The 12602-nt window shown below is 66.9% G+C and carries 11 protein-coding genes; 5 read left to right on the forward strand and 6 right to left on the reverse strand.

Annotation, left to right across the window (positions count from 1 at the left end; genetic code table 11):
• Nucleotides 1–5: 5 nt before the first annotated feature.
• A complete protein-coding gene (locus RTX79_RS08585; RefSeq protein ID WP_312683205.1) occupies nucleotides 6–482 on the reverse strand; it encodes a DUF3574 domain-containing protein in 477 nt (158 codons plus the stop codon).
• 249 nt (nucleotides 483–731) lie between these two features.
• Between RTX79_RS08585 and RTX79_RS08590 the strand changes: the two genes are divergently transcribed.
• The 4 genes from RTX79_RS08590 to otsA all read left to right on the forward strand — a co-directional run bounded on the left by RTX79_RS08590 (nucleotide 732) and on the right by otsA (nucleotide 7264).
• On the forward strand, nucleotides 732–3161 hold the full coding sequence (locus tag RTX79_RS08590) for a TonB-dependent receptor plug domain-containing protein (RefSeq protein WP_312683207.1): 2430 nt from the start codon (nucleotides 732–734) through the stop codon (nucleotides 3159–3161).
• 165 nt (nucleotides 3162–3326) lie between these two features.
• Nucleotides 3327–4085 carry a trehalose-phosphatase gene (otsB, locus tag RTX79_RS08595; protein WP_057506893.1) on the forward strand — a complete coding sequence of 253 codons (759 nt, stop codon included), beginning with the start codon at nucleotides 3327–3329 and terminating at the stop codon, nucleotides 4083–4085.
• Between the two features lie 36 nt (nucleotides 4086–4121).
• Entirely contained in the window at nucleotides 4122–5903 is a 1782-nt protein-coding gene (locus RTX79_RS08600) for a glycoside hydrolase family 15 protein (protein ID WP_057506894.1), read from the forward strand.
• On the forward strand, nucleotides 5900–7264 hold the full coding sequence (otsA, locus tag RTX79_RS08605) for an alpha,alpha-trehalose-phosphate synthase (UDP-forming) (protein ID WP_057506895.1): 1365 nt from the start codon (nucleotides 5900–5902) through the stop codon (nucleotides 7262–7264). Before RTX79_RS08600 ends, otsA begins: the two co-directional genes overlap by 4 nt.
• An 81-nt stretch (nucleotides 7265–7345) precedes the next feature.
• Here otsA and pgeF read toward each other — a convergent pair whose 3' ends face one another.
• Together pgeF and rluD are read right to left on the reverse strand one after the other, a co-directional pair.
• The gene (pgeF, locus tag RTX79_RS08610) at nucleotides 7346–8113 is read right to left on the reverse strand and encodes a peptidoglycan editing factor PgeF (protein WP_312683208.1); all 768 of its coding nucleotides are present in this window, start codon (nucleotides 8111–8113) and stop codon (nucleotides 7346–7348) included.
• Nucleotides 8113–9108, reverse strand: a complete 996-nt coding sequence (gene rluD / locus RTX79_RS08615) for a 23S rRNA pseudouridine(1911/1915/1917) synthase RluD (RefSeq protein WP_312683209.1) — start codon at nucleotides 9106–9108, stop codon at nucleotides 8113–8115. Before rluD ends, pgeF begins: the two co-directional genes overlap by 1 nt.
• 114 nt (nucleotides 9109–9222) lie before the next feature.
• On the opposite strand from rluD, the gene RTX79_RS08620 reads away from it, so the two are divergent.
• A complete protein-coding gene (locus RTX79_RS08620) occupies nucleotides 9223–10107 on the forward strand; it encodes an outer membrane protein assembly factor BamD (RefSeq protein ID WP_312683211.1) in 885 nt (294 codons plus the stop codon).
• An 80-nt stretch (nucleotides 10108–10187) separates the two neighbouring features.
• Here RTX79_RS08620 and RTX79_RS08625 read toward each other — a convergent pair whose 3' ends face one another.
• The 3 genes from RTX79_RS08625 to RTX79_RS08635 form a co-directional block, all read right to left on the reverse strand.
• Entirely contained in the window at nucleotides 10188–11108 is a 921-nt protein-coding gene (locus tag RTX79_RS08625) for a hypothetical protein (RefSeq protein WP_312683212.1), read from the reverse strand.
• 151 nt (nucleotides 11109–11259) lie between these two features.
• Nucleotides 11260–11472, reverse strand: coding sequence for a hypothetical protein (locus RTX79_RS08630; RefSeq protein WP_312683213.1), 213 nt, complete (start codon nucleotides 11470–11472; stop codon nucleotides 11260–11262).
• Nucleotides 11473–11649: 177 nt separating this feature from the next.
• Nucleotides 11650–12465 carry a hypothetical protein gene (locus RTX79_RS08635; protein ID WP_312683214.1) on the reverse strand — a complete coding sequence of 272 codons (816 nt, stop codon included), beginning with the start codon at nucleotides 12463–12465 and terminating at the stop codon, nucleotides 11650–11652.
• Between the last annotated feature and the right edge of the window lie 137 nt (nucleotides 12466–12602).

The following is a 12602-nucleotide window of genomic DNA, read 5'->3' on the forward strand; positions in this document are numbered from 1 at the left end:
CCGGTTCAGAAGGACACGTCCACCGGCTGCCGTGACCACAGCACCGACTGGTGCCTGGTGGCGGTTTTCCAGGCCAGGCGGATGGCCTCGATGTCGGCCCGGCGCTGCGGGCTGTCTTCGTGCAGCACCACCAGCACCTTGGTGCGCAGGCGGTTGGGTTCGGGATCACCGCGGAACAGCCACTGGCCGTAGGCGTCGAACACGGTCAGCCCGTCCGGGAAGCGTGGGGTCACTTCCTTGTCCAGGAAGGCGCGCCACTGCGCATCGCTGATGGTGTTGGCCTGCTCGCGTTCACCGGCACCGCGCTCTTCGCCCACCCCGAAGTACAGCTCGCTGCGCACCCAGCCTGCGGCCTGCGCCGGCCGCGCCGCATCGCCCTGCATCGTGGCCGTCGTCGCTGGCGTTCCCGGCCCGCTGGAAGCCAGGCTGGCGCAACCGCTGGTGGCCAGCAACACGGCAAAAACAAGGGACAAACGCTTCATATCAATCACTCTCCAGGAGACGGGTGCCCATCGCGCCGTGCACGACAGGCAAAACAGCGCAGCAGCGTACACGGCCCAGCCAGTTGCATCTGCAACCACCTTCATGCCGTCCGGTCATCTGCTGATGCCAATGAAAACGGGACTTGCGTCCCACAAGCCATCACGCCAAGATAATATATCGCTATATCCGGATGGATGTAATTGAAACCATCCCCTCCCCTTCCCCACGTTGTCGCTCCCGGAGTCCGCATGTCCCCCCGCCTGTCCGCGTCGCCGCTTGGCCTCGCCATCGCGCTCGCGCTTTCCCCGTTCGTCGCTTCGGCGCAGGACGCCACCAACCTGGACACGGTGATCGTCACCGGTACCCGCGCCTCCGACCGCACCGTGCTGGAATCGACATCGCCGGTAGACGTGCTGACCGCCGAAGACATCCGCAAGGCCGGCGTCATCAACGGTGAGCTGGGCAGCGCGCTGCAGTCGCTGCTGCCCTCGTTCAATTTCCCGCGCCAGTCCAACTCCGGCGGCGCCGACCACGTGCGCGCCGCACAGCTGCGCGGCCTCTCGCCGGACCAGGTGCTGGTGCTGGTGAACGGCAAGCGCCGCCACCACAGCGCGCTGGTCAGCACCGGCAGCAAGATCGGCCGCGGCACCACGCCGGTGGACTTCAATGCCATCCCGGTCAGCGCGATCAAGCGCATCGAAGTACTGCGCGATGGCGCCGGTGCGCTGTACGGTTCGGACGCGGTGGCTGGCGTGATCAACGTCATCCTGGACAACACCCCGGAAGGCGGCGCCATTGAAGCCAGCTTCGGTGCCCACCACACCGACCTCAAGCCGATCGGCCGCACCCTCACCGACGGCCAGACCGGCAACTTCAGCGCCAACGTCGGTACCGCGCTGAGCGATGACGGCGGTTTCCTGCGCGTCGGCGTGGAATACAAGAACCGCGAAGCCACCAACCGCGCCGGCTTCGACCAGATCCCGCCGTGGGACCAGACCGATGCCAACCTGGCCCTGCAGGGACAGCGCAACTACGTGCTCGGCGACGGCGCCAGCAAGGACCTCAACGCCTGGTTGAACACCGAAATCCCGTTTGGCGAAACCAGCACCTTCTACGCGTTCGGTACCTACAACCAGCGTGACAGCGAAGGCGCGAACTACTTCCGCTACCCGGACGGCGAAGCCAACTGGAAGGAGATCTATCCCAACGGTTACCGCCCGATTTCCGAAGGCGAGAACCGCGATGTGCAGGCCGTGGCCGGTGCGCGTGGCCAGTGGGGCGAATGGACCTACGACGCCAGCCTGGACTTCGGCCAGAACGACTTCACCTACCGCATGCGCAATACCTTGAACGCTTCGCTCGGTCCGACCAGCCCGACACGCTTCAAGACCGCCGATTACCAGTACGCGCAGTCGGTGGCGAACCTCGACCTGGGCCGGGTGTTCGAACAGAGCGAGACCATCACCCACACCCTGGGCCTGGGCGCGGAAGCCCGCCATGAGCGCTATGAAACCCGCCCCGGCGATCCAGACAGCTACGCTGCCGGTCCGTTCACCGACCGTCCCACCGGTTCGCAGGCCGGCGGCGGCCTGACTCCGCAGGATGCGGCGGACCTGGCGCGCGACGTAGCCAGTGTGTATGCCAGCGTGTCCAGCCAGATCGGCGATCACTTCTCCAGCGATATCGCCGCGCGCTACGAGCACCATGATGACTTCGGTGGCGAACTGACCGGCAAGCTGGGCCTGCGCTATGAGTTCACCCCGGCCTTCGCGCTGCGTGGTTCGGTGTCCAACAACTACCGCGCGCCGTCGCTGGCGCAGATCGGCTACGAGTCCACCTCCACCGGCTACAACGCGGCCGGCCAGCTGGTGCAGGGCCGGCTGCTGTCGGTGAACAATCCGATCGCCCGCGGGCTCGGTGCCACCGACCTGAAGCCGGAGAAGTCGCTCAACACCAGCCTGGGCTTCACCAGCCGCATCGGTGACAACTTCGACGTGTCGCTGGACCTGTTCCAGATCGACATCGATGACCGCATCGCGCTGTCCGAAGCGATCACCGGCGATGCGCTGACCGATTTCGTGCAGCAGCAGTACGGCGTCAGCGGCCTGGAAAGCGCCAGCTTCTTCGTCAATGCCGCCGACACCCGCACCCGCGGTGCCGAACTGGTGGCCAACTGGCGCCACGCGCTGGGCGATGGCCAGCTGCAGCTGACCGGTACCTGGGCGTATGCCAAGACCGAACTGAAGAACGTGCTGCCGACCCCGGCTGCGCTGCAGGCCCTGGACCCGGCATATGTGCTGTTCGGCGTGGAAGAGAGCAACACGCTGACCGACGCCACCCCGCGGACCCGCGCGCAGTTCTCTGCTTCGTGGAGCAACGACCGCTGGTCGCTGACCAGCCGCGTCAGCCGCCACGGCAGCGCTACGCGCGTGTTCAACTTCGGCGGCGGCTTCGAACCGACCCAGACCTACCAGGCCGAGTGGCAGCTGGATGCGGAAGCCGAATACCGCATCACCCCGCAGTGGAGCGTGGCGATCGGCGGACAGAACCTGACCGACAACTACCCGGACCTGTCCAACGAAGACATCTACTACTACGGCAACCTGCCGTACGACGTGTTGTCGCCGATCGGCAGCAACGGCGCGTACTTCTACGGCCGCGTGCGCTACACCTTCTGACCGCCGACGGAAGCCCCGGATGTGACGGCCGCTGGCCGTCACATCCGGGGAAGCGGTGACGACCAAAGGTCGTCACCCACCACCAACGGTCGTCACCCACCGCCACCGGCCAAGCCCCCGCTGCGATGACCCCATGCTCACGCCTGCGCTGGCATCGTGCCGGGCATGGCAAACGACCTCCCCCTTCGTCCGCCACCGCCGTTGCTTGACGATGCCTGCGCATTGTTCCTCGACGTGGATGGCACCCTCATCGAGTTCGCCGACCGCCCTGACGCGGTGACCCTGCTGCCGGAAGTGCGTGAGGCCATCGGCCGTATCAGCGACCGCCTGGAAGGCGCCGTCGCGCTGGTCAGCGGCCGCCCGCTGGAACAGCTCGACGCGCTGTTCGCGCCGTTGCACCTGCCTGCCGCCGGCCTGCATGGCCACCAGCTGCGTGACGCGGGCGGCACCGTGCACGACAGTGCCGAGGATGAAAGCACCACCGAATGGCTGCATGCGCTGCATCAGCAGGCGATGCGCTTCGCCCACGGCCACCCTGGCGTGCTGGTCGAAGACAAAGGCCCCAGCATGGCCCTGCACTGGCGCGGTGCGCCGCACGCCGCCAACGACGTCCGCGCCTTCGCCGACCGCCACATCCGCGGCAATACCGGCTATCGGCTGCAGCCGGGCGACCACGTGGTCGAATTCGTCCCGGTCGGTAGCGACAAGGGACGTGCCGTGCGTCGGATGATGCAGTACCTGCCCTTCCGCGGTCGCCTGCCGGTGTTCATCGGCGATGACCTCACCGACGAACACGGCTTTGAAGCGTCCAACGGGCTGCATGGCTGGAGCGTGCTGGTCGGTGAACGCGAGCCCAGCGTGGCGGTGTTCCAGCTGCAGGACATACGCAGCGTGCACGGGTGGTTGCGTGAGAATGCGTGGTAGGCCGGCCCCCACGGCCGCAGACGAGAAGCTTTGCCCATGTCCCAACCTGATCTGAACCTCGGTGTCGTCGGCAACGGCAGTTTCGGCGCGTTGATCGACCGCCAGGCACGCGTCGTATGGAGCTGCCTGCCCACCTTCGACGGCGACCCCACCTTCTGTGCGCTGCTCAGTCCCAACCAACAGGAAGGCGGCGATTTCGCCATCGAACTGGAAGACCTGGCCAGCACCGAACAGGAATACCTCAGCAACACCGCGATCCTGCGCACCGTGCTGCGCGACAGCCACGGTGGTGCGCTGGAGATCATCGATTTCGCGCCGCGCTGGCGCCAGAACGACCGCTTCTACCGCCCGGTCAGCCTGATCCGGCAGGTGCGCCCGATCGCCGGCAGCCCGCGCATCCGCGTACTGGCGCGCCCGCTGGCCGACTGGGGCCAACGCGTGCCCGACTCCACCTGGGGCAGCAACCACGTGCGCTGGGTCCTGCCCGACCACGTACTGCGATTGACCACCGACGTGCCGATCCGCTTCGTGCGCGACAGCCTGCCGTTCGTGCTCAACCATCCCGTGCATCTGGTGCTGGGCGTGGATGAATCCCTCAACCGCTCGCTCAGCGGCTACGTGCAGGAGTCCTTCCAGCGCACGCGCGATTACTGGCGCGAGTGGGTGCGTTACCTGTCCATCCCGCTGGAATGGCAGGAGGCGGTGATCCGCAGCGCGATCACGCTCAAACTGTGCCAGTACGAGGACAGCGGCGCGATCATCGCCGCGATGACCACCTCCATCCCCGAGGCGCCGGGCAGCATCCGCAACTGGGATTACCGTTACTGCTGGCTGCGCGATGCCGCCTTCGTGGTGCGCTCGCTGAACCGCCTGGGTGCCACCCGCACCATGGAACAGTTCCTGGGCTACATCTTCAACCTGGCCACCGCCGACGGCACCCTGCAGCCGCTGTACGGCATCGGCTTCGAAGCCACGCTGGACGAGCACGAAGTGCCTTCGCTGTCCGGCTACCGAGGCATGGGCCCGGTGCGCCGCGGCAACCTGGCCTGGGTGCAGCGCCAGCACGATGTCTACGGCAGCGTGGTGCTCGCCTCCACCCAGCTGTTCTTCGACCGCCGCCTGCAGGATCCCGGCGACGAGCACGCGTTCGCGCGGCTGGAACCGCTGGGCGAACAGGCCTACCTGCTGCACGATGTCCCGGATGCCGGCCTGTGGGAGTTCCGCGGCCGCACCGAAGTACACACCTACACCGCGGCGATGTGCTGGGCTGCCTGTGACCGCCTGTGCAAGATCGCGGTGCGCCTGAAGCTGGATGACCGCGCGTTCCATTGGCGCGAGCGTGCCGACACGATCCACCGCCGCATCATGAAGGAGGCGTGGAGCGAGGACCTGGGCCACTTCACCGATGCCTTCGGCGGCCACCGCCTGGATGCCTCGCTGCTGCTGCTGGCCGACATCGGCTTCATCGAAGCCAAGGACGCCCGTTTCATCGCCACCGTGGAAGCGATCGGTCGCGACCTCAAGCATGGCGACGCGCTGTACCGCTACGTCGCCCCGGATGATTTCGGCGCGCCGGAAACCAGTTTCACCATCTGCACGTTCTGGTACATCGATGCCCTGGCCGCGATCGGCCGGCTGGACGAGGCGCGCGACATGTTCGAAGTACTGCTGTCGCGACGCAACCACCTGGGCCTGTTGTCCGAGGACCTTTCCTTCGAAACCGGCGAGGCCTGGGGCAACTTCCCGCAGACCTATTCGCACGTTGGCCTGATCACCGCCGCGATGCGCCTGTCGCGTTCCTGGCAGGAGGCCTCGTGAGCCGCCTGGTCGTTGTCTCCAATCGCGTCGCCATTCCCGGCGATACCCGCCCGGGTGGCCTGGCGGTGGGCCTGCTGGCCGCGCTGAAAGAGCGCGGCGGGCTGTGGTTCGGCTGGAGCGGCAAGTCGGTCAAGGACACCAGCGGCGCGCTGCACGAGCAGGTGGATGGCGATATCCGCTACGTCACCATGGACCTCAACAAGCGTGACGTGGACGGGTACTACAACGGCTTTGCCAACCGCACGTTGTGGCCACTGCTGCACTTCCGCCTGGACCTGGTGGACTACGACCGCGGTACCCGCGAGACCTACCACCGGGTCAACGAACTGTTCGCCAGCAAGCTGGCGCCCCTGCTGCGCGAAGACGATATCGTCTGGATCCACGACTACCACCTGATCCCGCTGGCGGCGATGCTGCGCGAACGCGGCATCGGCTGCCGGATCGGCTTCTTCCTGCACGTGCCGCTGCCCTCGGCGGACCTGCTGCAGGCCATGCCCGACCACCTGCGGCTGTTCTCGGCGCTGTACGCCTGCGACCTGGTCGGCTTCCAGACCCAACGCGATGCGGACCGCTTCCAGACCTACCTGCGATTGTTCGGCGGTGGCCGCGTGCTCGGCGACGGCAAGCTGGAAGCACCGGACGGGCGCACCTTCCGCGCGGCTGCCTTCCCGATCGGCATCGACACCGAACGCATCGCCCAGCAGGCCAAGGCGGCGGCCAACAAGCCGGCGGTGAAGGACCTGCGCAACAGCCTGCGTGACCGCCAGCTGGCGATCGGCGTGGACCGGCTGGACTACTCCAAGGGCCTGCCGGAGCGCTTCAAGGGCTTCGAGCGCTACCTGGAACGGCACGCCGACCAGCACGGCAGCCTGACGTACCTGCAGATCGCCCCGGTGTCACGCGGCGATGTCACCGAATACCGTGACCTGCGCAGCCAGCTGGAGCAGATCGCCGGCCACATCAACGGCGGCCACGCCGCCCCGGACTGGACCCCGCTGCGCTACGTCAACCAGAACTTCACCCATTCCACGCTGACCGGCTTCTACCGCGCCGCTGCGGTGGGACTGGTGACGCCGCTGCGCGATGGCATGAACCTGGTGGCCAAGGAGTACGTGGCCTCGCAGGATCCGGACAATCCCGGCGTACTGGTGCTGTCACTGCTGGCCGGTGCGGCCGATGAGATGAAGCAGGCGCTGCTGGTCAATCCGCATGACCTGGACGGTGTCGCCGATGCGATCGCCACCGCGGCCACCATGCCGCTCAAGCGCCGCCAGGAGCGCTGGAACGCGATGATGGACCACCTGCGCCGCTACGACATCAACCACTGGCGGCAGACCTTCCTGCAGGCCCTGGAGGCCTGAGGAGGCAACGGTAGCGCCGACCCAGGGTCGGCGAGCGCAGCGGGCCGTTGCCGGACACATGCCGCCGGGCACCGCCCGGCGCTACTCGATCCAGGCCAGCGTCGCCATGCGCCCGGTACGCCGGTCGCGGCGGTGCGAAAACAGGTCGGGGTCGGCCATGGTCGACAGGGTGCCGCCATGGATGTCGGCCGGCTGCATGCCCGCGGCGACCAGGCGCATCCGCGCCAGCGCGTACAGGTCCACTTTCCAGTGGCCCGGGCGCGTCGCCACGAAGGCAGCCGCTGCGGCAGGGTCATGGCCGACGAAGGCATGGTGGACCTCTTCGCCGATTTCATAATCGGCCGGTCCGGCCGCCGGCCCCAGCCAGGCCAGCAGCGCGGACGGTGGTGTCTGCATCGCCGCCACGGTCGCTTCCAGCATGCCATCGGCCAGCCCGCGCCAGCCTGCGTGCGCGGCCCCCACCTCGCTGCCATCGCGTGCAGCCAGCACCACCGGCAGGCAGTCCGCGGTCAGGATGGCCAGCACCACGCCAGGCACCGATGTCACCGCCGCATCGGCCACCGGTTCGCATGCGCCGGCCACCGGCGCCGCGTCGAACCGCAACACCGTGGTGCCATGCACCTGGCGCAACCAGTGCGCCGGCGAAGGCAATGCCAGGCCGGCGTGCAGCAGGGTGCGGTTGCGCTCCACGTGGGCCGGCTGGTCGCCATCGGCGGCATGCCGGTTGCCCAGGTTGAACTGGTCGAACGGCGGCAACGACACCCCCGCCCCATGCCGCCGCGTGGTCAGCGCGCGCACGCCGGCCGGGGCAGGCCACTGCGGCATCAGCAGGGGCAGCGCGCCGTCCATCAGCGGCGGTCGCGGCCGCGCTCGCGCTCGGCGAACAGCTCGCTGTCCTCGCGCAGGGCCTTCAACAGCTGCAGCATGTCCTCCGGCGGCGGTGCGGTGTTGCGCACCGTCTCGCCGGTGATCGGGTGCACGAACTCCAGCGTTTCGGCATGCAGGGCCTGGCGCTTGAAACCGCGCAGCGCGGCAACCAGTTCGTCGCTGGCGCCCTTCGGCAGTTTCAGCGCCCCACCGTACAACTGGTCACCGACGATGGCGTGGCGCAGGTGCGCCATGTGCACGCGGATCTGGTGGGTACGGCCGGTTTCCAGGCGGCATTCCAGCGCGGTGTGCGCGCGGAAGCGCTCGCGCAGGCGGTAGTGGGTGATCGCTTCCTTGCCGTCTTCGCGCACCCCCATCTTCAGCCGGTCGCGCGGATGCCGGTCGATCGGTGCATCGGCGGTACCACCGGCCACCAGCGCCCCGACCACCACCGCCAGGTACTGGCGATGCACCTGGCGTGCGGACAGCTGTTCCACCAGCGCGGTCTGCGCCTGGAGGGTGCGGGCGATCACCATGACGCCACTGGTGTCCTTGTCCAGCCGGTGCACGATGCCCGCACGCGGCAGCGCCGCCACCGACGGATCGCGGAACAGCAGCGCGTTGACCAGGGTGCCGCTGGAGTTGCCGGCGCCCGGATGCACCACCAGGCCCACCGGCTTGTTGATCACCAGCAGGTGTTCGTCTTCGAACAGCACGTCCAGCGGGATGTCCTCCGGCTCGGCGTGGGTCTGGGTTTCCAGCACCGCATTGAGCGTGGCGACCTCACCGCCGCGCACCGGGTCACGGCCGCGCACGGTCACCCCGTCCAGCAGCACGTCGCCGGATTTGATCCACTCGGTCAGCTTGGAACGGGAGTATTCGGGGAACAGTTCGGCCAGCACCGCGTCGAAACGACGGCCGGCGGCGGTATCGGGGACAACGGCCTGGCGGGCCTGTTCAGCAGCAGATTCGGACATGGCGGCAACTTTTGGAGACGAAATTGGGGGTCCCGTGGACAGGTTTCAGTCGCGGGACAGGACACTAGGCTATCATCGACCCTTCGTATTCCAGCCGCGTCCCGCCTTGACACCATGATCCGACGCTCTTCCCCGCTCTTTGCGCCCGTCCGCCTGACCGCCCTGCTGCTGGTCCTGGTGATCGCCGCCACTGGTTGCAACCGTGGCACCAAGGGGGACAACCCCGATGAAGGCCAGCCGGTCGAGACGTTGTACCAGAAGGCCCACGGCCTGATGGAAGGCGGCAACTGGAGCGGCGCGGAAACCAGTTTCCGCCGCCTGGTGGCCCAGTACCCATACGGCCCGTACACCGAACAGGCGATGATCGAAACCGCCTACGCCCAGTTCAAGGCCGGCAAGCACGACGATGCGGTGTCCAGCATCGACCGCTTCATCCGGACCTATCCGACCCATCGGAACGTGGCCTACTTGTATTACCTGCGCGGCCTGTCCAACAGCAACCGCGATACGGTTTTCCTGCGCCGCGTATGGTCGCTGGACGCCAGCCGCCGCGATCTGTCCACGCCGCGCCAGGCCTATGCCGATTTCAACATCGTCATCGACCGCTATCCGAACAGCCGCTATGCCGAAGACGCGCGCCGCCGCATGACCGAGCTGCGCAACGTGTTCGCCCAGCATGAGCTGGACAATGCGCTGTACTACCTGCGCCGCGAAGCGTGGCTGTCGGCCGCCGGCCGTGCCAACTACCTGCTGGAAACCTACCCGCAGAGCGCCTACCAGTACGACGCAGTCGCGGTACTGGCCGAGGCCTACACACGCGCCGGCAATGAAACGCTGGCCGGTGATGCACGCCGTGTGCTGGAACTCAACGCCCCGGACCACCCGTGGCTGCAGAACGACTGGCCGAACTACCCGTGGATGATCCGCAAGCTCAACCCGTTCGCGGGTGAGAAGTCGGCCACCACCGGCATGCGCAACGCGACGATGAATCGCAAGTAATCCGGCGCATCTGTCGTTGAAAACCAGAAAGCCCCGCAGTCGCACTGCGGGGCTTTTCTGTTCCGGGAGCCGGTCGCCGCTCAGCCGGCCGCGTCGGGGTCGCCGGCAGTGCCGGCGGCGATGCGGGCGTTGATACCCTCCAGCATCAGGCCAATCACGTGCCGGCGCTGGTGCGCGGTGATCGGCTCGGCGGCATCGCTGGCGAAGTTCCGTTGCACCCACTGCGCCAGTTCTTCACCAAGTGACTCCCGATAATGCTCCGGCCTGGCGTTGATCACTTCCCGACCGATCGATTCCAGCAGGTCGCCCAGTTGCAGCCCGGTCGCCCGGGCCGCCCAGTCGAAGCGTTCCATGCTGCTCGCACCGACCCGCTCGCCACTTCCGCTGCCGCTGTCGCTGTCACGCAGCAGCTGCAGCACGTTGCCCACCGTCAGCGGCGCGCGCTGTGCCTGCAGGTCCAGGCCGGTGAGGTCACCGAACTCGATCTCCATGTGTTGCATCGCATCCTGGTACACCGTCCTGCCGCGGAATTCGGCATGAATGTCCCTGCGCAGCTGGTCCAGCGAACGATAGGTGGCCAGCGGCAGCGGCCCCGGTTCGAGCGACGCCGCAAGCTGCTCCCCTGCTTGTGGAATCACATAGGTCGCGCTACGCAGAAGCGCATCGATGCACCACGGATCCTCGCCGCCAGCGCAGGTGTCGGCCGCCACTTCCATCAGGCACAGGGCCGCGCTGCGCGCTTCCGGCAGGCGGCGGGACGCTATCCGGTGGAGGCAACTTTCGAAGCGCGGCTCGGCCTCCGCAAACCCGACGGGCGCCTCCCTCAACTGAAGATCAGAGTCGATCGGCGCCATCCAGTTGCCGCCCTGGTTGCAGATATCGGCTATCGGCAGATCCACCAGTCGATGGCTGCGGACAGGATCACCTGCGCGCTGGAGCGTGGCATGGCCATGGGTAGCGTGCTGTAGTCCGGCCAAAGCGCCCAGGCCGGCGACGAACATCTCGGCGACTCGCATTGTTCTTGTGCTCCCTACTGTGGTGAGAGTCCACGATAGGTCGCGCCTTGGTGACCGTCGCGATGGGCGTCACAGCCTCAGCCACTGGCCCGTCAGGATGATCCAAATCTGCAAAGCGCGCAGGACCAGGCTCTCCTCAACGGGCGGCTGCGCCTGCGCGCTGGCTGAGATCTCTGGCCCGTCCCCCGATCAGGTGTCGTATCTGGTCGCCGTTGAGCGGCGCATCCTTTTCGCCGTAATCCTGAATACCACGGATCACCGCACGCCAGGCCCGCGCGTCGCTGCTTTCATCGTCGTCGTCCATCCAGTGGGGCGGCAGGAAGCGGCGACTGTCACCGTCGTCGTCCACTACCAGCCACTGCTGGGTGGCCGCGGCTACCGCGCACCAGCACAAGCAGAGGGTCGAAAGCCCCGCCGTTGCGCGGGGCTTTCGACCCTCTGGACCACACCCTGAATCCTGCCCCGGCGTTGCCCATGGGGACGCAGTTGCCGCCATCGCCCCACACGACAGCACGGTGGATGGTCCTCAGAATCTGATGAAGTCGATGACGTTGCTTACAACCCTGTTTTCATAGTTCGCGTCTGCGGTCACACACGCTTCGCCCTTATGGATCCGGTACTGCCCAGTAGCAAAGGCCTGCTCATCCTTCACGCGCGTAGTCTGATGGAACTGCGCGGCATTTGCCTGGCGGACTTCATGTTCCATCGGGGGCCGGAGTACCCCATCGCTGCATGCCTCGCTGTGTACGGCATTCACCACGTCGTCGGTTGTGAACAAACCGGGCTCCCCCAGGTTGTCATTGTCCACGCGCTCTTGCATGTTGCAGCTCGCCACCAGCGTGCGCGCGTCCTCATTGATCCTGTCTCGAACGTTCGGCAGCGCCAGGACGAGCCTGGCAGCGCTGTCAATATTGTCCTGCACCGTATCCGGATACGGTAGCGTGACCGGCATGTGCATGCCACGCTGGGCCAACGCTACATACTGCCCGGCCGGTGAACCGAGATCAGGTGTCACGCGGGCCATTTCGCGGATTTCATCCGGCCTGGATTGCCGGTTCATCGCATGGTCGAAGACTACCTGACCCATGCAGTGCGCTTCGGTAAGACGTGGCTCAAGGCCGTCGATGTGACGGCTGCGCATGCAATCGCCCACCTTCTTCCCGATGGCCTGGCCCCGCAGCGCCCACGGGTCGTCGGCCGCAGTGACTGGCATGGCGCTGCCGTGCTCGCTCATGGCCACAACGCGTCCGCCCAAAGGGGCAGCAGCGACCGAACGCACCCCGGCCAGCACCGACAGTCCGATGACCACGGCCTTCCCGGGCTCACGCAGCGCGTATTTCACGCCCCGCATCGTGGCGTTGGCTATCTGGGTCAAGCCGTTGGACAACCAGCCTGAGGATGTTGCGTGGGTACAGTGGACCGGCTTTCCCTCCGTGCTTGCCACTGCACGCGTGACAGTCCCAGCGATCATCATGCCCA

Source organism: Stenotrophomonas chelatiphaga, assembly GCF_032054965.1.
In the GTDB taxonomy this organism is placed as follows: Bacteria; Pseudomonadota; Gammaproteobacteria; order Xanthomonadales; family Xanthomonadaceae; genus Stenotrophomonas; species Stenotrophomonas chelatiphaga.